This window comes from Aeromonas sp. L_1B5_3 (genome assembly GCF_963866575.1).
Lineage (GTDB): Bacteria > Pseudomonadota > Gammaproteobacteria > Enterobacterales > Aeromonadaceae > Aeromonas > Aeromonas jandaei.
Map to the genome: position 1 here is coordinate 58,244 of NZ_CAWMDN010000046.1, position 20,725 is coordinate 78,968.

Annotated in this window: 20 protein-coding genes and 1 tRNA gene; 14 read left to right on the top strand and 7 right to left on the bottom strand. The window is 60.6% G+C overall.

Annotated elements, in window-relative coordinates; all coding sequences use genetic code 11:
• The first annotated feature begins 111 nt into the window (after positions 1–111).
• From AACR93_RS03660 to AACR93_RS03675, 4 genes are all read left to right on the top strand, one after another.
• Complete coding sequence (locus AACR93_RS03660) at positions 112–1,374, top strand: MgtC/SapB family protein (protein ID WP_042053278.1); 1,263 nt, start codon at positions 112–114, stop codon at positions 1,372–1,374.
• 86 nt (positions 1,375–1,460) lie between these two features.
• A complete protein-coding gene (locus tag AACR93_RS03665) occupies positions 1,461–2,051 on the top strand; it encodes a sugar O-acetyltransferase (RefSeq protein ID WP_043850032.1) in 591 nt (196 codons plus the stop codon).
• Positions 2,048–2,386 (top strand): DUF1294 domain-containing protein, encoded by a 339-nt coding sequence (locus AACR93_RS03670; RefSeq protein WP_043850033.1) that lies wholly within the window; start codon positions 2,048–2,050, stop codon positions 2,384–2,386. Before AACR93_RS03665 ends, AACR93_RS03670 begins: the two co-directional genes overlap by 4 nt.
• A gap of 114 nt (positions 2,387–2,500) precedes the next feature.
• Positions 2,501–2,713 (top strand): hypothetical protein, encoded by a 213-nt coding sequence (locus AACR93_RS03675; protein ID WP_041209029.1) that lies wholly within the window; start codon positions 2,501–2,503, stop codon positions 2,711–2,713.
• Between the two features lie 67 nt (positions 2,714–2,780).
• Here the strand turns inward: AACR93_RS03675 and yrfG are convergent, their stop codons facing one another.
• Positions 2,781–3,461, bottom strand: a complete 681-nt coding sequence (yrfG, locus tag AACR93_RS03680; protein WP_043850034.1) for a GMP/IMP nucleotidase — start codon at positions 3,459–3,461, stop codon at positions 2,781–2,783.
• A 143-nt stretch (positions 3,462–3,604) separates the two neighbouring features.
• Here yrfG and nudE point away from each other — a divergent pair, with 143 nt between their 5' ends.
• The 3 genes from nudE (at position 3,605) to AACR93_RS03695 (ending at position 6,772) form a co-directional block, all read left to right on the top strand.
• Positions 3,605–4,213, top strand: coding sequence for an ADP compounds hydrolase NudE (gene nudE / locus AACR93_RS03685; protein WP_043850035.1), 609 nt, complete (start codon positions 3,605–3,607; stop codon positions 4,211–4,213).
• Between the two features lie 37 nt (positions 4,214–4,250).
• Positions 4,251–5,063 carry a 3'(2'),5'-bisphosphate nucleotidase CysQ gene (gene cysQ / locus AACR93_RS03690; RefSeq protein ID WP_043850036.1) on the top strand — a complete coding sequence of 271 codons (813 nt, stop codon included), beginning with the start codon at positions 4,251–4,253 and terminating at the stop codon, positions 5,061–5,063.
• Between the two features lie 437 nt (positions 5,064–5,500).
• The gene (locus AACR93_RS03695) at positions 5,501–6,772 is read left to right on the top strand and encodes an aromatic amino acid transport family protein (protein ID WP_043850037.1); all 1,272 of its coding nucleotides are present in this window, start codon (positions 5,501–5,503) and stop codon (positions 6,770–6,772) included.
• A gap of 71 nt (positions 6,773–6,843) precedes the next feature.
• Here AACR93_RS03695 and AACR93_RS03700 read toward each other — a convergent pair whose 3' ends face one another.
• The 3 genes from AACR93_RS03700 to metJ all read right to left on the bottom strand — a co-directional run bounded on the left by AACR93_RS03700 (position 6,844) and on the right by metJ (position 8,354).
• Positions 6,844–7,182, bottom strand: a complete 339-nt coding sequence (locus AACR93_RS03700; RefSeq protein ID WP_043850038.1) for a tRNA-binding protein — start codon at positions 7,180–7,182, stop codon at positions 6,844–6,846.
• A gap of 84 nt (positions 7,183–7,266) precedes the next feature.
• Entirely contained in the window at positions 7,267–7,989 is a 723-nt protein-coding gene (locus AACR93_RS03705; protein WP_043850039.1) for an AraC family transcriptional regulator, read from the bottom strand.
• Between the two features lie 41 nt (positions 7,990–8,030).
• Positions 8,031–8,354 (bottom strand): met regulon transcriptional regulator MetJ, encoded by a 324-nt coding sequence (metJ, locus tag AACR93_RS03710; RefSeq protein ID WP_005343046.1) that lies wholly within the window; start codon positions 8,352–8,354, stop codon positions 8,031–8,033.
• Between the two features lie 220 nt (positions 8,355–8,574).
• Here metJ and metB point away from each other — a divergent pair, with 220 nt between their 5' ends.
• Positions 8,575–9,747, top strand: coding sequence for a cystathionine gamma-synthase (gene metB / locus AACR93_RS03715; RefSeq protein ID WP_043850040.1), 1,173 nt, complete (start codon positions 8,575–8,577; stop codon positions 9,745–9,747).
• Positions 9,747–12,203 carry a bifunctional aspartate kinase/homoserine dehydrogenase II gene (locus tag AACR93_RS03720; protein ID WP_043850041.1) on the top strand — a complete coding sequence of 819 codons (2,457 nt, stop codon included), beginning with the start codon at positions 9,747–9,749 and terminating at the stop codon, positions 12,201–12,203. Before metB ends, AACR93_RS03720 begins: the two co-directional genes overlap by 1 nt.
• A 94-nt stretch (positions 12,204–12,297) precedes the next feature.
• Here AACR93_RS03720 and AACR93_RS03725 read toward each other — a convergent pair whose 3' ends face one another.
• Both AACR93_RS03725 and AACR93_RS03730 read right to left on the bottom strand, forming a co-directional pair.
• The gene (locus tag AACR93_RS03725) at positions 12,298–13,563 is read right to left on the bottom strand and encodes an inorganic phosphate transporter (protein ID WP_041209023.1); all 1,266 of its coding nucleotides are present in this window, start codon (positions 13,561–13,563) and stop codon (positions 12,298–12,300) included.
• A 25-nt stretch (positions 13,564–13,588) separates the two neighbouring features.
• Positions 13,589–14,269 (bottom strand): TIGR00153 family protein, encoded by a 681-nt coding sequence (locus AACR93_RS03730; protein ID WP_033113984.1) that lies wholly within the window; start codon positions 14,267–14,269, stop codon positions 13,589–13,591.
• Positions 14,270–14,438: 169 nt separating this feature from the next.
• Here AACR93_RS03730 and AACR93_RS03735 point away from each other — a divergent pair, with 169 nt between their 5' ends.
• The gene (locus AACR93_RS03735; protein ID WP_043850042.1) at positions 14,439–15,407 is read left to right on the top strand and encodes a CYTH domain-containing protein; all 969 of its coding nucleotides are present in this window, start codon (positions 14,439–14,441) and stop codon (positions 15,405–15,407) included.
• A 56-nt stretch (positions 15,408–15,463) separates the two neighbouring features.
• Here the strand turns inward: AACR93_RS03735 and dapA are convergent, their stop codons facing one another.
• A complete protein-coding gene (gene dapA / locus AACR93_RS03740) occupies positions 15,464–16,336 on the bottom strand; it encodes a 4-hydroxy-tetrahydrodipicolinate synthase (RefSeq protein WP_043850043.1) in 873 nt (290 codons plus the stop codon).
• Positions 16,337–16,615: 279 nt separating this feature from the next.
• Between dapA and rsmC the strand changes: the two genes are divergently transcribed.
• From rsmC to AACR93_RS03760, 4 genes are all read left to right on the top strand, one after another.
• Positions 16,616–17,644, top strand: coding sequence for a 16S rRNA (guanine(1207)-N(2))-methyltransferase RsmC (gene rsmC, locus AACR93_RS03745; RefSeq protein WP_043850044.1), 1,029 nt, complete (start codon positions 16,616–16,618; stop codon positions 17,642–17,644).
• Positions 17,645–17,795: 151 nt separating this feature from the next.
• Positions 17,796–19,013 carry a glucose-1-phosphate adenylyltransferase gene (gene glgC / locus AACR93_RS03750; RefSeq protein WP_033113980.1) on the top strand — a complete coding sequence of 406 codons (1,218 nt, stop codon included), beginning with the start codon at positions 17,796–17,798 and terminating at the stop codon, positions 19,011–19,013.
• Complete coding sequence (glgA, locus tag AACR93_RS03755) at positions 19,003–20,463, top strand: glycogen synthase GlgA (protein WP_043850045.1); 1,461 nt, start codon at positions 19,003–19,005, stop codon at positions 20,461–20,463. Before glgC ends, glgA begins: the two co-directional genes overlap by 11 nt.
• 128 nt (positions 20,464–20,591) lie before the next feature.
• Positions 20,592–20,677: transfer RNA gene (locus AACR93_RS03760), tRNA-Leu, on the top strand.
• The last annotated feature ends 48 nt before the right edge of the window (positions 20,678–20,725 follow it).

The following is a 20,725-nucleotide window of genomic DNA, read 5'->3' on the forward strand; positions in this document are numbered from 1 at the left end:
CCACACGCCACAAGGAGCCAGACGCAGACTCTGTGAGCCACGCCCCTCTGTGACCTCAAGCGCTGTGCCATCATGGGAACAAAGCAGGCAGATGACGAAAAGGAAGTCGTTATGTGGATCAATGCAGAACCCGTCAACGGTGCCCTGGTCTCGCTGGCCATCGGCCTCATCATCGGACTTGAGCGGGGCTGGCAGGTACGCCAACTGGGGGATAACCAGCGCATCGCCGGGATGCGTACCTACGGCCTCATCGGCCTGCTCGGCGGGGTCTGCGGCTTGCTGCTGCCGACCCTGGGCCCCTGGCTGCCGCTGCTCGGCCTGCTGGCGGTGGTGATCGGTTGCGGCCTCTCGGTCTGGCTGGCCCAGCGCTGGCAGGGAGAGTTCGGTCTCACCAGCTCGGTGGCCATGCTGCTCACCTATCTGCTGGGGCTGATGTCGGTACTGCTGAGCCCGAGCGAGGCGGTGGCCTGCGCCGTGCTGGCCGCCCTGCTGATGGGGCTCAAGGGCAAGATCCAGCAGGGGATGCTGTTTCTCAGCGAAACCGAATTCCACGCCACCCTGCGCTTTCTGCTCATCTCGCTGGTGCTGCTGCCGGTACTGCCCAACGAGGAGATGGGGCCCCTCGACGCCTTCAACCCCTTCAAGATCTGGCTGATGGTGGTGGTGATCGCCGGCATCTCCTTTTGTGGCCACTTCGCGGTACGCCTGCTCGGTACCCGCGCCGGACTGGTGCTCACCAGCATACTGGCGGGATTGGCCTCCTCCACCGCCCTCACCCTGCAGTTCGCCCGCCTCAACAAGGAACAAGGGGGGCTGGAGCGGCTGCTGGCCACCGGCATCCTGCTGGCAGGGGCCACCATGTGGCTGCGGCTGCTGGTACTGGTACTGCTGATTCACAGCGAGCTGGCGATGCGCCTCGCTGCCCCGCTCGTGCTGCTGGCGACCACTGTGTACGGCTTTGCCTTCTGGTTCTGGCGCCAGCGCGAGGAGCTGACTGACGGCCCGGTGCAGCCGGAAACCAGCAACCCGCTCGATCTGGCCACCGCCATCAAGTTCGGCCTGCTGCTGGCGCTGATCGGCTTTATGGCAACTTTGCTGCAAGACAAGGTAGGCAACTCTGGGGTCTATCTGCTGTCGCTGGTTTCAGGGATCACCGACGTGGATGCCATCACCTTGTCGCTCTCCCAACTCTCCCACAAGGAGCTGGCGCTGGAGGTGGCGGCCCGCGGCATCCTGCTCGCCGGGCTGGTTAACTCGCTGGTGAAGGGGTTGCTGGCCCTCGGCATCGGCGGTCGCAGTCTGGGGCTGCGGGTGCTGCTCCCCTACTTCGTCTCCGCCCTGTTGATCCTGCCCCTCGTCTGGCCGGCAGGATAACGGGGATCACCTGCCAGAAGTGACAGACTGACGCCTCTCGCGCTTGTCACGTATACTGCCCCCTCTTGCAGCATGAGGAGGTAGCAATGGCGAGCGACTGGGACAAGGTACTGGCAGGCGGGGCGCTGGATGGCCAGAGCGAGGAGATAGCCAACGACCGGATCCGCGGTCAGGCGCTACTGGCCCGGCTCAATGGTTCATCGGCGGGCGATGGCCCTCTACGCCAGCAGATCTGCCGCGAGCTGTTCGGCCACTGCCCCGACTCCTGCTGGATCAGCACGCCCTTCACCTGCGAATTCGGCCGCAACATTCATATCGGCGAGAAGACCTTCTTCAACTTCAACGTCACCATTCTCGACGTGGGCGAAGTGCATATCGGCAGCCATGTGCTGCTGGCCCCCAACGTGCAGATCTACACCGCCACCCACACCATGAACTATCTGGAACGACGCAACTGGACCGCCTACAACAAGCCGGTACGGATCGGCGATGACTGCTGGATCGGCGGTGGCGCCATCATCTGCCCCGGCGTAACCATAGGGCCGCGCTCCATCATTGGCGCTGGCGCCGTGGTCACCCGCGACATCCCGGCCGACTCGGTGGCGGTGGGCAATCCGGCCAGGGTGATCCGCACCCTCAAGCAGGATGAGGAGCGCTGCTGGGAGCTGGCTCAATGATGGCGCTGGCGCTGTTGCCGCTGGGCTGGACCCTCTGGCTCGGCCTCGACAGCCAGCAGTGGTGGCCACTGGCCGCACTGCTGACCATGAGTCTGCTGACGCTGGCAGCCTACGCCTGGGACAAGCGGCAGGCGGTGCGGGGCGAGTGGCGCATTCCCGAATCGAGGCTCCATCTGCTGGAGCTGTGCGGTGGCTGGCCGGGGGCACTGGTGGCCCGCCAGTGGCTGCGTCACAAGACCCAGAAGCGCAGCTACCGGCTGGTCTTCTGGTTTATCGTGCTGCTGCACCTCACCCTGTGGGCGCTCTGGGTCGGTCGGCCACTCTGGCAGCAATAGCTGTCTGCGTCACAAAGGGAAAATGGGCCCCATTGCGGCCGCCCGACGGCTGTGAGAAAACAGAGCAGATTTCATCAGCGTTTTCGCCGTCTATAGACGACAAGGAGTCGTGACATGACCATGTGGACAGGCATAGTCCTGATCGTATTTATCAGCGTATTGTTCGGATATCTCGGCAAGCGGGCCCGCTACCAAATGGGGGATGCCCGCATCACCGACCGCCTCGGCAGGCAGGATATGATCATCAGAGAGTTGCAGGAGCGGATCGCCAATCTGGAGGCGATTGTCATCGAGGAAGAGAAACGGCGACCGTTCCGGGAGCTGTGATGTTTCACCGCCAGGTTTCAGATACAGAGAGGGCTGCATGATGCAGCCCTCTCTTGTTTGAACTGATTCAGATTGCCAGCGGCAGCAACTCGGCATAGTCGCGGATCGCCGGAAAAGCGGTAATGCTCTGCTCCGGCTTGCAGCTATCCGGATTCTGGATCGCCAACTGATAGCCGATGCCATAGTCGGCGGCAGCCCGCAGGATCCGCTCGCTATCATCCACAAACAGGGTGCGGGCCGGATCGAACGCCAGCCGCTCGGCCAGTGCCTGCCAGCAGTGCTGGCTCTCCTTCGACCAGCCCAGCTCGTGGGTACTCACCATCAGATCCAGATGGTCGCGGAGCCCCAGCTGCGCATCCTTCACCGACAGGCTGGCGGGGTGGGCGTTGGTGAAAAGCACCAGCTGCTTGCCCGCGGCGCGCAGCGCGGCCAGAAAGGGGATGGCATGGGGACGCCACTGGATCTTCGCCAGCAGTTCCTGCTTGAGGGCACGGATGTCGAGCCCCAGGGTCTCGCTCCAGTAATCCACGCAGTACCAGTTGAGGGTGCCGTTGACGGCGTGATAGTGGACATCGATCTGCGCTTTGGCTTCATCCAGTGGCAGCCCGAGCCGCTCGGCGTAACGCTCCGGCACCAGCTGCTGCCAGAGGTGGTTGTCAAAGTGGAGATCGATCAGGGTGCCATCCATGTCGAGCAAGACGGTATCAATCTGGTGCCATGGCAAGGTGGTGGAGCAGGAGTGTGGCATCGGGCCTCTTGATCGCGGTTCTCGGAAAACAGGGCGGCAGTATAACGGATTTTTCCTCCCCCTTTCCCCTCCCTGCCCCGTGGTGTTCGGTGTGCGAGTCGTTTACTCTTGAAGCACGATTTTTTAACGAGCTGTCACCCCTGATGAGTGAGCACCACAAAAGCCCCCCCGAACAGATTTCGATCGACCAGCTGGAGCAGGAGAAGAGCAAACCGGAGATCCTCAAGGCCGAGATCGTGGCCGAGAGCCGGCTGTTCAGAGTGGAATCCCTCCACCTCAAATTCTCCAACGGCGAGGAGCGGGTCTACGAGCGGATGCGCGGCGGCAATCGTGGCGCCGTCATGGTGGTGCCGCTGTTCGATGAGCAGACCCTGCTGCTGGTGCGCGAATATGCCGCCGGCACCCACTCCTACGAGCTGGGCTTTCCCAAGGGGCTGATCGACCCGGGCGAAGATGCCTTCGAGGCAGGCAACCGGGAGCTGATGGAAGAGGCGGGCTTTGGCGCCAACAGCCTGACCCTGCTCAAACAGGTGTCGCTGGCGCCGGGGTACTTCTCCAGCCGGATGGACATTTTACTGGCGCGGGATCTCTTCCCCGAACAGCGGATCGGCGACGAACCCGAACCGCTGGAGGTGATCCCCTGGCCACTCAACCGGATCGATGAATTGCTGGCGCGGCCCGACTTCACCGAGTCGCGCAGCATCAGTGCCCTGCTCTTGGCCCAGAAGTGGCTGGCGGAGCAGGCAGAGTAGCCCGCAGACGGGCAGTTAACAGACAGAGGATAACGAGATGCAGGAGTTGTTGGCCTGGGTGCCGGGGGTCAAAGAGATTGCCCGCGAAGCCGGAAGGATCCTTCAGGACATCTATCACGGCGGTCAGTTCGAGCGTCAGCTGAAGGAGGATGCGACCCCGGTCACCAGTGCCGATCTTGCTGCCGATGCCTACCTCAAACAGGCGCTCTCGGCGCTCACCCCCCATGTGCCGGTGCTGACCGAAGAGGCGGCCGACATCCCCTTCAGCCAGCGCGCCAACTGGCGGCAGTACTGGCTGGTGGACCCCCTCGACGGCACTGGCGAATTTATCGCGGGCAGCGGCGACTTCGCCACCCTGATCGCCCTGGTGCGGGACAATGTGCCGGTGCTAGGGGTCATCTACGCCCCCGAGTCTGACGTGCTCTACTGGGCGGTGCGCGGCTACGGCGCCTTCAAGGAGGTGAACGGCGAGGTGTTGCCCATCAGCGCCATGCATCACGAACATGACCAGCCCGACTCGCTGGTGGTGGCCATCAGCCGCCGCCAGAAGCTGGAGAAGCTCACCCGCCACCTCAACCCGGCCATCAACTACGAGCTGATCCCGCTCGGCTCCAGCTCCCTCAAATCCTGTCTGGTGGCAGAAGGGGCGGCCGATTGCTACGTGCGGCTCGGCCCCACCGGCGAGTGGGACACCGCCGCCGCCCAGTGCATCGTCGAGGCGGCTGGTGGCCGCATCCTCAGCCTGGCGTTGCAGCCGCTCAGTTATAACGAAACCGAGTCGCTGGAGAACCCTGACTTTATCGTGATGGGGGATCCGGATCTCGCCTGGGGCAACATTCTGGCCCACTAGACGGATAGCGATATCATCACACCAAACAAGCAGGCGGCCCAATGGCCGCCTGCTTTTTCAGGGAAGTTGCCCCGGGTGATGACCGGAGTGATCCTCTGGTCAAGGCGCTCTTGAACAGCGTGATACGCTGGCAAAGCGGCAAAATGACAGTGAAACATCACAGTCGGTCGGTGATAAATGGTGCGATTTTTCACGTAATTCTGAAAACACCTAATTAGCCAAAATAAAAAAACGAGCGCAGATCAAATTTTGGTTTTATATTTCACAAAAAACACCAATGTCAGTTTTGTTGCATTCTGTGACCCAGATTCAATTCCCAATCTCGCTGGCTAAACCCCGCAATGGCAGTGATATGTTTCAGTCTCGTTTTTTGAGAATTAAATCCCGAAAAACCATAATAAACTCAGATTAAAACACTAACAAAAAGTGAATTAGTAATGAGTTTATCTGTAGAGGCTACCAAGGAGCTATCCGGTTCCTGCTCCACCACAGCCAGCACCACCCGCTGGCGCCGTCACGACACCCACTGGGTTATCAGCCTGTTTGGCACCGCCGTTGGCGCCGGTATCCTGTTCCTGCCCATCAATCTGGGTCTGGGCGGCATCTGGCCCCTCGTCATCGTCGCAGTACTGGCAGGCCCCATGACCTTCCTCGCCCACCGCGGGCTGGCGCGCTTCGTGCTCTCTTCTTCACGCCCCCACGCCGACTTCACCGAAGTGGCAGAGGAGCACTTCGGCAAGATGGCCGGTCGCCTCATCTCTGCGCTCTATTTCCTCTCCATCTTCCCGATCCTGCTCATCTACGGGGTAGGGCTGACCAACACGGTGGAGAGCTTTATGGTCAACCAGCTCGGCATGGCAACCCCGGATCGGGTGATGCTCTCCGGCGTGCTGGTATTTGCCATGATCGCCGTGATGCTGGCGGGTGAGAAAGCGATGCTGCGCGCCTTCGCCTTTATGGTCTATCCGCTGGCGGCCATTCTGGCGGCGCTCTCCTGCTACCTGATCCCTCAGTGGCAATGGCCGGAAGTGACCGCGTTTGAAGGGGTCAGCTTCCTCAACACCGTCTGGCTGGCGCTGCCGGTCACCGTGTTCGCCTTCAGCCACGCCGCCGCCATCTCCGGCTTTGCCAACGTGCAGCGCCGTGAATATGGCGAGCAGGCGGAAGCCAAGAGCGGCCTGATCCTGCGCAACACCACAGTAATGCTGGTGGGCTTCGTGCTGTTCTTCGTATTCTCCTGCGTGCTGAGCCTCTCGCCAGCTCAGCTGGCTGAAGCCAAGGCCCAGAACGTCTCTGTGCTCTCCTATCTCGCCAATATCACAGATAACCCGGTGATCGTGACTCTGGGGCCGCTCATCGCCTTTATCGCCATCAGCTCCTCCTTCCTTGGCCACTTCCTCGGTGCCCGTGAAAGCCTGAAAAGCCTGATCGCCAAGCCCACCGGCCTGCCGCAGGCCAAGGCGGACAAAGTCGGTATCGCCCTGATGTTCTTCTCTATCTGGGGTGCCGCCGTCATCAACCCGGGCATTCTGGGGCTGATGGAAACCCTCTCCGGCCCGGTCATCGCCATGATCCTGTTCATCATGCCGGTGATTGCCATCTACAAGGTGGAGGCGCTGGCCCGCTTCCGTCACGGCTGGACCAACGGCTTCATCCTGCTGACCGGCTCGCTGGCGGTATCGGCGCTGATCTTCAGCCTGTTGAAGTAACGACTCGCAACAGAAAACAAAAAGAGAGGCGACCCCGGGGTCGCCTCTCTTGTCTCTGTTCGGGTGTGAACTCAGCCCAGCTTGGCGCCGTTCTCCACCGCCTGCTCGGGGATAGCCATCACTACGGCGCCATCAGGCCGGTAGAAACCGGTCAGCAGAAATTCAGACTGAAACGGCCCTATCTGTTTGGCCGGGAAGTTGACTACGGCGATGATCTGGCGGCCCACCAGCTGCTCTGGCTGGTAGAGGGCGGTGATCTGGGCGCTGCTCTTGCGTATCCCCAGTTCGGGGCCAAAATCCGCCCACACCTTGTAGGCCGGTTTGCGCGCCTCGGGGAACGGCTCGACCCGCACCAGGGTGCCCACCCGGAGCTCCACCATCTCGAAATCCTGCCAGCTAATCGTCTCCATTTCGGCTCCTGTTTATCGTGCACCTTACATGACCCGCAGCATGGCCCAAAGAGAGCATCCCGTCTTCGGCGTCCAGCCGTTTCGTTACGGCAGGCGGCCGTTTTTCTGGCGCCAGAGGGACGGAGTGAGCCCGGTCTCACTCAGGAAGCGCTCGCTGAAGGCCCCCTGATTCTGGTAACCGCAGCGGCTGGCAATCTCGCCAACGGGTAGTTGTGTACCGGCAAGCAGGGTACGCGCCAGCACCATGCGCCGACTGCGAATGTAGTGGGAGACGCTCACCCCCAGCTGCTGGCGAAAGGCGAGCTTGAACTGGCTCTGGCCAAGGCAGGCGATGGCGGCGAGTTGCTGATTGGTCAGCGGGGCGGCGAGGTTGGCCTCGATATGGCGCTGCACCTTGAGGATGCGAGCGGCAAGACGCAGTGTGGCTGCGCTCGGCATCCCCTGCCCTTCCGCCAGCAGGGAGAGCCACACCTGCTCCATGCCAGCCACCTGCCGCCCCTCGGCCACCATGCGGTGCAGAAAAGCGAGGTAGTGACGCTGGGGTTCATCCAGCTCGATAAAGGGGCGGGCTGCCAAATCGCCGGGCAGCCAGTCGCTCTCCTGCACCAGAAACGAAAGCGCCGGATCGGCGGCGTAGTCGTGCCGCTCGCCGGGAGCGATGATGCAGGCAGAACCGGGGGCAAGCCGGCGCCCCCGGCCCTGCACCTCAATCTCGAGGGGACCGTCGAGGGGGATCACCAGCTGGGCAAAGTCGTGGCTATGGCTGCAGACGTGATGGTGATAGTGGCGCAAACTGAAGCGGGACATGGCAGATAGCAATGACGCGGCCAGGGCCGCGTCATTGGGGGTTATTCCTTGTCGAAATCTTCGATCTCTTTGCCCAGCGCTTCCATGATGGCGCGCGCTTCGGCAGGGACGCTGTCCGGATGATCCTTGCGCAGGTCTTCGTCGCAAGGGAGCGGCTGGCCGGTGAAAGCGTGCAGGAAGGCTTCACAGAGCAGCTCGCTGTTGGTCGCATGACGCAGGTTGTTCACCTGACGGCGGGTGCGCTCATCGGTCAACACTTTCAACACCTTGAGCGGGATCGAGACGGTAATCTTCTTGACCTGTTCGCTCTTCTTACCGTGTTCCGCGTAGGGGCTGACGTAGTCGCCGTTCCACTCTGTTCCCATGACTCACCTGTTCTCATTTAGCCGTGAGCGCGGATTTTAACCCTTAAGGAAATTAATGGCAATCCAACAGCAAAGCCATTTAGACGTCTGGAAGTGTTGACGGCCTTTTTAAGCTGGCGTAGTGTGGTTCATCATGATGCCAGCATTGGCACGATTGCGTGTGGCAAAAGCAGCGTGGCAGGAAGAGCGGCCACCGTCCAGAGAGATCAAGGAGAGAAACATGACCCACAAGGCCACCCTGGCGGTTCGCACCGGGATTGAGACAGACCAGCAACACGGTGCAGTGGTGCCGCCAATCTACCTCTCCAGCAACTACACCTTTGCCGACTTTGGCGAACCCCGTCAATACGATTATGCCCGTTCCGGCAACCCGACCCGCACCAATCTGGCGGACGCGCTGGCGGCACTGGAAGGGGGCGCTGGCGCTGTGGTCACCGGCACCGGCATGGGTGCTATCCATCTGGTCACCACCGCCCTGCTCAAGGCTGGGGATCTGCTGATTGCCCCTCACGACTGCTACGGCGGTACCTGGCGCCTGTTCGAGAATCTGGCGACCAAGGGCCACTACCGGGTGCAGTTTGTCGATCAGGGGGATGAGGCCGCACTGGCCGCCGCGCTGGCCCAGAAGCCCGCGCTGGTATGGGTCGAGACACCCTCCAACCCGCTGCTGCGGGTGGTGGATATCAGCGCCATTGCCAGTGCAGCTCATGAGGTGGGTGCACAGGTAGTGGTGGACAACACCTTCCTCTCCCCCCTGCTGCAACAGCCGCTGGCCCTCGGTGCCGATGTGGTGGTGCACTCCACCACCAAGTACATCAACGGTCACTCAGACGTGGTGGGCGGAGTGGCGATTGCCAAGGAGGCCGCACTGGCCGAGTCGCTGGTGTGGTGGGCCAACTGTCTGGGGCTCACCTCCGGGGCGTTCGACTCCTACCTCACCCTGCGCGGCCTGCGCACTCTGGCCCCCAGATTGCGCACCCATCAGGAGAACACCGATCGCATCCTCGCCTTCCTGCAACAGCAGCCGCTGGTGAAACGCATCTATCACCCCAGCCTGCCGAGCCATCCGGGCCACGATATTGCGCGCCGTCAACAGTCCGGCTTCGGCGCCATGCTAAGTTTTGAACTCGATTGCAGCGAGGCGGGCATTCGCGCCTTCCTTGCGGCCCTCACCCTCTTCTCGGTAGCCGAGTCCCTCGGCGGGGTGGAGAGTCTGGTGGCCCATCCGGCCAGCATGACCCACAGGGCCATGACCCCGGCGGCGCAGCAGGCAGCTGGCATAAGCGCCCAGCTGCTGCGGTTGTCGGTCGGTATTGAACACGGTGAAGATCTGGTGGCCGATCTGGCACAGGCTTTTGCACAGGCGCAGCAGGCAGAACAGGTAGCGAAGTAATGGAACAGCAGCAACAAGGAGAGATCGCGGTGGCAACAGAAGCAGGCTTGAAGCGACGTCACGTCCACAAATTCGGTGGCAGCAGTCTGGCGGATCCGGTCTGTTATCGCCGGGTCGCCAGCATCGTTGAACAACAGGTGGGTGGGGATGAACTGATCGTGGTCTCCGCCGCCGGCAAGACCACCAACCGCCTGATCCAGCTGGTGGAGCTGGCCGAAGCGGGGGATGAAGCTGCTGGTGAAGCCATCTCCGCCCTCCACGCCTATCAGCAGGGGCTGATCGACGGCCTGCTGGAGGGCGAACTGCAGCTCGATCTGAGCAAACAGCTGGCCGACGACATGCAGCTCATCGCCAAGACGCTTGAGGGACAGTTTGACCGCTTCGCCCGCAACGGCCTGCTCGCCTTTGGCGAGGTGTGGTCGGCTCGCCTGCTGGCTGCCCTGCTCACCAGCCGCGGCGACAAGGCTATCTGGCTCGATGCCCGCAGCTTCCTGCGCGCCGAGGATGGCGCTCTGGTCAAGGTGGATGCTGCGCTCTCCAGCGAACTGCTCAAAGCGCGACTGGCGGAGCATGCCGGTCGTATCGTGGTAACCGGCTTTATCGCTGCCGACATGGAAGGCCGCTCACTGCTGCTCGGTCGCAACGGTTCCGACTACAGCGCCAGCCTGTTGGCGCTGCTGGCGGACGGCGAATCCACCACCATCTGGAGCGACGTGGCCGGGGTCTACAGCGCCGACCCGCGCCGGGTGAAGGAGGCGCGTCTGCTGGAGCGCCTGAGCCTCGCCGAAGCCAACGAGCTGGCCCGCCTCGGCTCCTCGGTCTTGCACTCCCGTACTCTGCAACCGGTGGCTGACAGTCGTCAGCGCCTCACCCTGCGCTGCAGCTACAACCCTGACGAGGGCTGCACCCACATCCTGCGCCGCGCCCCCCGCTCCGGCGGTGCTCGCATCGTCTCCTCGGTGGATCAGATCGCCCTCATCGAGCTGAAGGTGCTGCCACAGACCAACTATGAGCAAACGGTGGCCACCATCGAGGCCCATCTGGCCCGTCACCGACTCAATCCGCTCACCCTGCAACGCCAGCCGGATCGCAGGGTGCTGCGCCTCGCCTACACCCTTGAGGTAGCACAGGGCGCCTTTGAGCTGCTGCGGGACTTCCAGCTGCAAGGGAGCTTCACCGGCCTCATCCAGAAAGAGGGATACAGTCTGGTAGCGCTGGTAGGGGCAGGCGTGACCGACAATGCCGAGCAGTGCCACCGCTTCTACCAGCTGCTGGCGGATCAGCCGCTGGAGTTCGTCCAGGTGGCCAAAGATGGCCTGAGCCTGGTGGCCGTGCTGCGTCAGGTAGTGCTGGAACCCCTGCTCATCGCCATGCACAGCGCCCTGTTCAGCCGCCCGAATCGGGTCGGACTGGTGGTGTTCGGCAAGGGCAATATCGGCGGCCACTGGCTGAGCCTCTATGCCCGCGAAAAGGCACGGCTCGAACATGAACTCAATCTGGCGCTCACCCTCTACGGAGTGTTCAGCTCGGAAGGGGGCCTGCTCGATGAAGAGGGACTGGATCCGCTCAAAGTGCAGGACAACTTTGCCCCCAAAGCACTGATCTGGCCCGAACTGCTGGCCCAGCTGGAACAACACAGCTTCGACACCCTGATCGCCATCGATTTGACCGCCAGCGAAACGGTGAGCCGCTACTACCCCGACTTCGCCCAGCTCGGCATTCACATCATCGCTGCCAACAAGTTTGCCGGGGCCGCCGACAGCGAGTTCTACCAGCGCATCAAACAGACCTGCCGCGACCATCAGGTGCAGTGGCGCTACAACGCCACCGTGGGCGCTGGCCTGCCGATCCAGTCCAGCATCCAGATGCTGCGCCAGAGCGGCGACCGTATTCAGGGAGTCTCCGGCATCTTCTCCGGCACCCTCTCCTGGCTGTTCCAGCAGTATGACGGCACCCGCCCCTTCTCCGAGCTGGTAGATGAGGCGTGGCAGCACGGCCTGACCGAACCGGATCCCCGCGAGGATCTCTCCGGTCAGGATGTGCGTCGCAAGCTGCTCATTCTGGCGCGGGAGGCGGGCTTCGAGCTCGACTCCGCCGATATCGAGCTGGAGAATCTGGTGCCCGTCCCGCTGCGCAAGGTAACCCCGGATCAGTTCATGGACCGGCTGAAAGAGCTGGATGGCCCGATCCAGACCGCCTTCGAGGGGGCCAAGCGGCTTGGCAAGGTGCTGCGCTACGTGGCTCGTTTTGAACATGACGGCAAAGCACGGGTCGGGCTGGAGGCGCTGGAGCCGCACCACCCGTTTGCCAACCTGCTGCCGTGCGACAACATCTTCGCCATCGAGAGCGACAGCTACCGCACCAACCCGCTGGTGATTCAGGGGCCGGGAGCTGGTCGGGAAGTGACGGCCGCCGCCATCCAGTACGACCTCTGGCAGATCTGCGCCAGCCTCTAAGGCTGATATGCAAAGGGAGCTGCACTCTGCTCCCGCGCACAATAAAAAAGCCCGAGTCGATGACTCGGGCTTTTTGTTGCTGAGGGCCGCTCTCTTAGGAGAAACAGGCCTGCAGCACGTAGAAGATACCGATGGCCAGAATGGCACCTGCCGGCAGGGTGATGACCCAGGAGACCACGATGTTGCGCAACACACCCAGGTTCAGCGCCGCGATACCGCGCGCCAGACCCACGCCCATGACCGCGCCAACCAGAGTCTGGGTGGTGGAGATGGGCAGACCGGTACCGGAGGCGATCACCACGGTAGCGGCAGTGGCCAGCTGGGCGGCGAAACCACGGCTCGGGGTCAGATGAGTGATGCCGGTGCCGACAGTCGCCATCACCTTCTCGCCCATGGTGGCCAGACCGATCACGATACCGATGCCGCCGAGGGGTAGGATCCACCAGGCAATGGCGGCCTGACCGGAAATCTCGCCACCGGAAGCCACGATAGAGGCCACCGCAGAGAGCGGGCCGATGGCATTGGCCACATCGTTGGAGCCGTGGGCAAACGCCATGGCACAAGCGGTGATCACCATCAGGATGCCGAATACCTTCTCCACGTTGGCGAAGTGCATCTTGCTGTCATCCTGCGGGTTGTACTTCTGTCCGCGAATATAGATCCAGCCGGCAAACGCTACGGCGATGGAGATGGCCACGGAGAGCATGACGCCTTCGCCATCGGTCAGGTGCAGACCAACGTGAGTCAGACCCTTCTTGATGGTTACCAGGCAGATGACCAGCGAGGTCAGGAACATGTAGAAGGGAACGTAGCGCTTGGCGTTGTTCAGGGGATCATCGGTGTTGAAGATGAGCTTCTGCACGCTGATGAACATGAAGTAGGCGATGACACCGGAGATGGCCGGGGTGATGACCCAGGAGCCGACGATGCCGCCAAACTTGTTCCACTGCACCGCTTCCGGGCCAATGCTCACCACGGCGAAACCGACGATAGCGCCGATGATGGAGTGAGTGGTGGAGACAGGCCAGCCGAAGTAGGAGGCGAGGATCAACCAGGCACCGGCAGCCAGCAAGGAAGCGATCATGCCGAGCACCAGCAGATCCGGGCTATCGACAAAGGCATTGCTGTCGATGATACCGCTACGGATGGTGGCGGTTACTTCACCACCGGCCAGATAGGCACCGGCAAATTCGAAGATCATGGCGATGATAATCGCCTGACGAATGGTCAGGGATTTGGTACCGACCGATGTGCCCATGGCGTTGGCTACGTCATTCGCGCCAATGCCCCAGGCCATCAAAAAGCCGAACAAGGCCGCCACGAGCACCAGAGTGGTGCCGTAATTCGCAATAATGTCCATTGATAGTGTTTACCCAGTCAGTCGATTACGAACGAGCCAGCATCAGCTCAAGACGGGCGCCTACGCGCTCAGCCTGATCAGCCAGGTCACCTACCCATTCGAGGATCTTGTAGAGGAACATCACGTCGATCGGGTTGTAGTTCTGCTCAACCGCTTGCAGCTGTTGGCGCAGACCGATCTGCATGGTGTCTGTATCGTCCTCGATCAGATCCAGCTGGTGGATCATCTCGGCAACCATTTCCACTTCCCGTCCTTTGAAGCCGGTCTCGAGCAGCTCGTCGAGCTCCCCGATCGCTTTCTCGGCCTGAGCGGTCGCATCAATACAACGTTTGAGGTAAGCCATGAAGCCTTCCCGCATTTCGGAAGGGAACTCCATGCGACGACCAAGCATGCGGCCGGAGATATCCTTGGCACGGTTGGCAATCTTGTCTTGCTGGGTCAACAGCTCCAGCAGGTCGGTGCGTGCAACCGGCAGGAACAGACCGCGGGGCAGTTTCAGACGAATTTCACGCTTGAGGATATCCGCCTCTTTTTCCAGCTGGGAGATCTGCTGCCGGATCTTCTCGGCATCTTCCCAACGGTCTTCAGCAACGGCATCAAAGAAGGGAACCAACTGCTGGGAGCACTGGTGAACCTTGACGATATGCTTCTGCAGCGGCTTGATGGGGGACTTGGCAAAAAGCCCCAAAATAGTATTTACTGGCATGGCCAAACCTGTGTCGGTGAAAAAACACTCGATACGATTTTATGAGGCGCGCATGTTAACCGAACTGCGCCCTCAATTAAACCGCGAATTAATCTAGTCGTTTCGCGGGCATTATATCCCCGCGACCCGATTCCTGCCCCCCAAAGTTGCCTGCCAGCCCGGAATGAGTATGCAAACTGAGATCGAGATAAAGTTTTTTGTCGCCCGCGACATTGCGGCAGATTTATCCAACCTGTTGAATTCTTTTGAGATTAAAGAATCATCACAACAGCAGCTCGGCAACGTCTATTTCGACACGCCGACCCTCGACCTGCGTCGTCTGGACATGGGGTTGCGCATTCGCCGCTGCGACGCCTACGCCGAACAGACCATCAAATGCCGCGGCCAGGCGGTGGGTGGCCTGCATGCCAGACCCGAATACAATGCGCCAATTGGTGGCGATCTGCCGACATTGAGCGCCTTTCCCGCAGAAATCTGGCCCGATGTGACAGAACGTGACCGCATCCAGCAGCAACTGGTCGCGCAATTCAGTACCGACTTCCTGCGCCGCCACTGGCTGATCGCGTTCGAGGGTGCCGAGATTGAACTGGCTTGGGATCAGGGGGAGATAGTCGGCACTCAGGGGCGCACGGCGATCAACGAGCTGGAACTGGAGCTCAAGTCGGGCGATACCACAGCGCTGTTTGCACTGGCGCAGCGCCTCGCCCGGCTGGGTGGCGTGCGTCTGGGGGCGCAATCCAAGGCGCAGCGCGGGTATCGGCTGGCCGGGCTCGGCAAGCCGCTGGCCCTGCAATCTCTGGCCACCAGCGAAGCCATAGATGTGGTAACCGCCATCGCCGCCGGCCTGAGTCACTGGCAGCATCACGAGCAGCTCGGGCTGGAAAATCCGCAGAATGAGAATATTCGGCAGCAAGCATTCGCCGCCCTGTGTGAAGGGATTGCACTGATTGAACGTCGAGTGGCCGAGCTGACGCAGCCGACCCTTTGGGGTTCAGAGCTGGCAAGCCTGCTGGCACATCTGCAAACCGCACCGGTCTCTGATCGCCAGTGGCCCGCCGAGCTGGCTGACCTCTTCCTCTCAGCGGATTATGTCGCACTGCAGCTGGCTATCGCCGACTGGCTGCACAACGCACGCTGAGCGGCCCATCTGATACAGAAAACAAAACGGGTGAGCCTTGGCTCACCCGTTTTGCATTACAGCAGGTTGAGCTGCTGCATGGCGCTGCGAATGCGCTCGCGAGTCGCTTCCGACAGTGGCATCACCGGCAGGCGGCACTCTTCGCTACAGAAACCGAGCAGGGAAGCGGCATATTTGGCACCAGCCGGGCTCGGCTCGGCAAACATCGCCTGATGGAGCGGAATCAGCTTGTCTTGCAGTTCACGCGCTTCTTGCCACTTGCCGGCCAGCGCCAGATTTTGCACCTCGGCCACCAGCTTGGGGGCCACGTTGGCGGTCACCGAGATACAGCCCTGACCACCGCCGATGTTGTAGGCAACAGCGGTGGCATCCTCACCGGAGAGCCAGGCAAAGGGCTTTTTGATCAGCTGGCGTTCGGTCCAGGGGCGCGCCAGATCGCCAGTCGCGTCTTTCACCCCGGCAATCCGTGGCAGCTCGGCCAGACGGGCCAGAGTGGCGGGCTGCACGTCAACGATGGCGCGCGGCGGGATGTTGTAGACGATGATGGGTTTGCTGGTAGCGTCGTGCACTGCCTTGAAGTGGTGGTAGAGCCCCTCCTGATTGGGGCGGTTGTAGTAACCTGCCACATGCAGGGTGGCATCTGCACCGACCCGCTCGGCATACTGGGTATATTCGATCGCCTCGACCGGATTGTTGGAGCCCGCTCCGGCAATCACCGGAATACGGCCAGCGACCTGTTTGACCACCAGCTCCACCACCCGGCAGTGCTCGTCGTGGGTCAGGGTCGGGCTCTCACCCGTGGTACCGACCGGCACAATGCCGTGAGTACCCTGCTCGATATGCCACTCAACCAGACGCAGCAGCGCCTCTTCATCCAGCTTTCCCTGTCGAAACGGGGTAATCAACGCAACGATTGAACCTTGAAACATGGGATCTCCTTCTCCGGTTTGACGCTCATATGGCAATAAAAAACCCCGGTTCGATGTGCGCAACCGGGGTTTGAATCTTCTCAGGGATGAGAGGTTACGCGCGAACGTCAGCAGGCCCGAATTTCAGGCTTTTTTTATGCTTTCGTTTCAACCCGTTGAACCGCATTGACTCATCTCTGCTCAAAAATGGTGTCTGGGCATATTTCGGGAACACGGCATAAATGTCAAGGCGAAAGGGGCTATGTATAATGGCCGCCCAAAATTGCGTGGAGAGACCCGATGAGCAGCCCAATCAGTGCCGTCAGCCAGATGCTGGAACGAAACCAAGCCCTCTTTGTCGGCAAGCGGCTACTTGTCTGTGGCGCACTGGAGGATGACTACCCCCGCCAGCTGGCCACTCTGGCCCAGACCCTGACCGTCTTTACCACCGATTACTGCTACTACCGCAGCCAGCAGGCGGCCCTCGGCGAGGCCATTCTGTTCGACCACCAGCTGGGCGGAACTCCTCGCTTCGATGCCCTGTTGTTGCTGATGCCCAAGGCGAAAGCCGAGGCGCAGTATTTGCTGGCCATGATGACCCCCCTGCTGGAGGAGGGCGCCGACCTGTTCCTCGCCGGCGAAAACCGTGGCGGCATCAATGGCGCTGACAAGCTGCTGGCCCCTTATGGCGACAAACCGATCAAGCGTGATTCGGCGCGCCGCTGCTCTCTCTATCATGGCGAGCTCTGCAAACCGGTCGCCCCGTTCGATCTGGATAGCTGGTTTGGCCGCTATCAGTGCAGGGCCGGCGAGACCGAGCTGACCGTGCTGGCGTTGCCCGGCGTTTTCAGCGCCGCCGAGCTGGACCTCGGCACCCAGATGTTGCTGGCCACCGTGCCGGCCATGAAGGGGTCACTGCTCGATTTCGGTTGCGGTGCCGGGGTAATTGGCTCCGTGCTGGCCAAGCGCAATCCCGAGCTCAAGGTCACCATGGTGGATATCAATGCGCTGGCGCTGGAATCGAGCCGCCGCACCCTGGCCATCAACGATCTGCAAGGGGAGGTTCATGCCTCTGACGTCTACTCCGACATTTCAGGAAGCTTTGATCAGATTGTCTCCAATCCCCCTTTCCATGCCGGGCTCAAGACCTTCTATGCGGCGACCGAAACCTTCCTCGCCAGGGCCCCTGAATTTTTGCGACCCCATGGCAGCCTGACCATAGTTGCCAACGCATTCCTGCGCTATCAGCCTATACTGGAAGCACACTTCAAACGGACGGAAGTGAGCAACAGCGACGCCAAATTCAAGGTCTATCTGAGCAAAGTGTAAATAAGTGTAAGCAGTACAATAAAACCGCTAGAGAGCGCCATCCGGAATCTGATAAGGTACTAGAAGCACAGCAAAAACACCCCTTTAGGGGTGTTTTTATGCCGAAGGTTGAAAACCTTTTCATACATGTTTATTCAGGGAGAGAAATACGATGGCTGGCATTTTGACCATGATCCTGGCCGGAGGTGAAGGTACTCGCCTGCAGCCTTTGACAACCACCCGCAGTAAGCCGTCGGTCCCCTTTGGTGGCAGCTACCGGCTAATCGACTTTGTCCTCAACAATTTCGTCAACGCAGACTTTCTGCGCATCTACGTCCTCACCCAGTTCAAATCCCAGTCCCTCTATCTGCACATGAAGAAGGGCTGGAATATCGTCGGCATCACTGACCGCTTTATCGATCCCATTCCGGCCCAGATGCGGATGGGCAAGCGCTGGTATGACGGCACCGCCGACGCCATCTACCAGAACCTCGGCTTTATCGAGCGGGCCGAACCGGATCATGTCTGCATCTTCGGCTCCGACCACATCTACAAGATGGATGTGAGCCAGATGGTGAGCTTCCACAAGCAGAAGAATGCCGCCATGACAGTCGCAGCCCTGCGCATGCCGATTGCAGAAGCCAGCTCGTTCGGGGTGATCGAGGTGGATGCCGAAGGGCGGATGATCGGCTTTCAGGAGAAACCGAAACAGCCGAAACACATTCCCGGCGATCCCACCCAGGCCCTGGTCTCCATGGGCAACTACATTTTCGAGACCGAGGCGCTCTGCCGCGAGCTGAAGCGGGATGCCGCAGAGGAGAACTCCAGCCATGACTTTGGCAAGGATGTGATCCCCAGCCTCTACCCAAGGGCGCCGGTCTATGTCTACGACTACAGTACCAACGTGATCCCGGGCGAAAAACCCAACGTCTACTGGCGCGACGTGGGCACTCTGGACTCCTACTGGCAGGCACACATGGATTTGGTAGCCGACAACCCTCTCTTCTCTCTCTACAACCGCAAGTGGCCGCTGCACACCCACTATCCGGCCCTGCCGCCAGCCACCTTCATCGACAGTGACGAGTGCAAGGTGAAGATCGCCAACTCGCTCATCTCCGCCGGTTGCTTCATTCAGGGCAGCCAGATCCAGCGCTCCATCCTCGGTTTTCGCTGCAACATCGGTGCCTGCAGCCACATCAGCGAGTCCGTCCTGCTGGGGGATGTGAAGATTGGCGAAGGGTGCTCCATCCGGCGCGCCATCATTGATAAAAACGTTGAAATTGCGCCAGGCACCGTTATCGGTGAAAATCTCGACCACGATAGAGAACGATTTACCGTATCCGAAGGCGGTATCGTGGTGGTACCTAAGGGAGCAAGAGTTGGCTATTAACCCACTGAAAATCCTGTTTGTTGCCTCGGAGGTCGAGGGGCTGGTCAAGACTGGTGGCCTGGCGGATGTCGCCAGAGCGCTACCAATGTATCTGGCCCAGAAGGGGCATGATGTCAGGATCATGCTCCCCTTCTACAAGACGATAAAGCACCGGGATGAGGCAAAACTGGTGGCATCGCGCTGGCTGCCCACCCACCCGGGTCTGCCGGATATCGGTTATCGCATCTACCAGATGGAGCTGGATGGTGTTTGCATCTATCTCATCGACTGCCCGCAATATTTCGACCGCCCCCAGCTTTATGCTGAAAACAATCAGGCTTATCCGGACAACGGCGAGCGCTTTGCCTTCTTCTCGGCAGCAGCCCTCCATGCCTGCGAGCAACTTGGTTTCGCTCCGGACATCGCCCACTGCAACGACTGGCACACCGGCCTGTTGCCGCTGCTGTTGAAAACCCGTCATGCCCACAACCCCTTCTTCCAGCAGACCCGCAGCGTGATCAGCATTCACAACGCGGCGTTTCAGGGGGTATTCGGGCGGGAGCAGTTCTGGGCCATGCCCGAGATCGCCGACTACGAGCGCCGCATCAACTATGACTACGGCCATGTCAACCTGCTCAAGTGCGGGGTTCTGTATGCTGACAAGATCAATGCGGTCAGCCCCAACTATGCCCAGGAGCTGCTGACTCACCTTGGTGCCCACGGCATGGCACACATCTTCCAGCAACGGGCTGCCGACCTTTGCGGCATCCTCAATGGCTGCGACTACAAGGACTGGGATCCCGAATTCGACGAACTCCTGCCCGCAACCTATAGCGTCGACAATCTGACCGGCAAACAGGTCTGCAAAGAGAGTCTGCAACAAGAGGTTGGTCTGCCAGTCGCAAACCTGCCTATCTATGGCATGGTATGCCGCCTGACCGAGCAGAAGGGTGTCCCCCTGCTGATCCCGGCGCTGGAGAAATTTCTCCACCATCAGGTACAAGTGGTGATCGTCGGCTCTGGCGATCCTGCGCTCGCCACGCAACTGCAAACCATGGCCCGGGATTACCCGGACAAGCTCGCCTTCATCAATGCCTATGATGACCGACTGGCCCATCTGGTTGAAGCCGGAGCGGACTTCTTCCTGATGCCCTCTCTGTTCGAACCTTGCGGTCTCAACCAGATGTACAGCCTGGCCTATGGCACCCTGCCACTGGTGCGCGCCGTTGGTGGACTGAAAGATACCGTGGTCGACTGGGATGCCGATCCCGAGCATGCCACCGGCTTCTGCTTCAATGACCCGACCGCCGCCATTTTGCTCGATACCATGCGCCGCAGCCTGCTCTACTTCCTGCAAGACAAGGAGAAATTTGCCAAGGTGCAGCGCAACGCCATGAACACCCGCTTCAACTGGCCCGACTCGGTCACCCAGTACGAACAGATGTATCTGAGCGCATTGGGTCGTCACTGAGCTAGCTACTCGGGCAGATTGCTGAAGTTTTGTCCCTTTGGCATGTCTTTAAGCGTCAACAGCGAAAAAAGTCCCCTTTGGCTGTTGACGCCCCCCCAAAACTCTATAGAATCCCCCTCCGCAGTGATGCGAAGGTGGCGGAATTGGTAGACGCGCTAGCTTCAGGTGTTAGTGTCCCACGGATGTGAGGGTTCGAGTCCCTCTCTTCGCACCATACTGCAGATGCTTTTATCAGACAGCATATAAATCCAGACTGATAACC

Bases quoted from the DNA above. Each gene is read 5' to 3' on its own strand.
- AACR93_RS03720 (WP_043850041.1), top strand. From the start codon at position 9,747: ATGGAACAGCAGCAACAAGGAGAGATCGCGGTGGCAACAGAAGCAGGC.
- AACR93_RS03665 (WP_043850032.1), top strand. From the start codon at position 1,461: ATGGCGAGCGACTGGGACAAGGTACTGGCAGGCGGGGCGCTGGATGGC.
- cysQ (WP_043850036.1), top strand. From the start codon at position 4,251: ATGCAGGAGTTGTTGGCCTGGGTGCCGGGGGTCAAAGAGATTGCCCGC.
- AACR93_RS03735 (WP_043850042.1), top strand. From the start codon at position 14,439: ATGCAAACTGAGATCGAGATAAAGTTTTTTGTCGCCCGCGACATTGCG.
- AACR93_RS03705 (WP_043850039.1), bottom strand. From the start codon at position 7,989: ATGTCCCGCTTCAGTTTGCGCCACTATCACCATCACGTCTGCAGCCAT.
- rsmC (WP_043850044.1), top strand. From the start codon at position 16,616: ATGAGCAGCCCAATCAGTGCCGTCAGCCAGATGCTGGAACGAAACCAA.
- metB (WP_043850040.1), top strand. From the start codon at position 8,575: ATGACCCACAAGGCCACCCTGGCGGTTCGCACCGGGATTGAGACAGAC.
- AACR93_RS03675 (WP_041209029.1), top strand. From the start codon at position 2,501: ATGACCATGTGGACAGGCATAGTCCTGATCGTATTTATCAGCGTATTG.
- AACR93_RS03700 (WP_043850038.1), bottom strand. From the start codon at position 7,182: ATGGAGACGATTAGCTGGCAGGATTTCGAGATGGTGGAGCTCCGGGTG.
- AACR93_RS03670 (WP_043850033.1), top strand. From the start codon at position 2,048: ATGATGGCGCTGGCGCTGTTGCCGCTGGGCTGGACCCTCTGGCTCGGC.
- yrfG (WP_043850034.1), bottom strand. From the start codon at position 3,461: ATGCCACACTCCTGCTCCACCACCTTGCCATGGCACCAGATTGATACC.
- AACR93_RS03660 (WP_042053278.1), top strand. From the start codon at position 112: ATGTGGATCAATGCAGAACCCGTCAACGGTGCCCTGGTCTCGCTGGCC.
- metJ (WP_005343046.1), bottom strand. From the start codon at position 8,354: ATGGGAACAGAGTGGAACGGCGACTACGTCAGCCCCTACGCGGAACAC.
- AACR93_RS03695 (WP_043850037.1), top strand. From the start codon at position 5,501: ATGAGTTTATCTGTAGAGGCTACCAAGGAGCTATCCGGTTCCTGCTCC.
- nudE (WP_043850035.1), top strand. From the start codon at position 3,605: ATGAGTGAGCACCACAAAAGCCCCCCCGAACAGATTTCGATCGACCAG.
- AACR93_RS03725 (WP_041209023.1), bottom strand. From the start codon at position 13,563: ATGGACATTATTGCGAATTACGGCACCACTCTGGTGCTCGTGGCGGCC.
- dapA (WP_043850043.1), bottom strand. From the start codon at position 16,336: ATGTTTCAAGGTTCAATCGTTGCGTTGATTACCCCGTTTCGACAGGGA.
- AACR93_RS03730 (WP_033113984.1), bottom strand. From the start codon at position 14,269: ATGCCAGTAAATACTATTTTGGGGCTTTTTGCCAAGTCCCCCATCAAG.
- glgC (WP_033113980.1), top strand. From the start codon at position 17,796: ATGGCTGGCATTTTGACCATGATCCTGGCCGGAGGTGAAGGTACTCGC.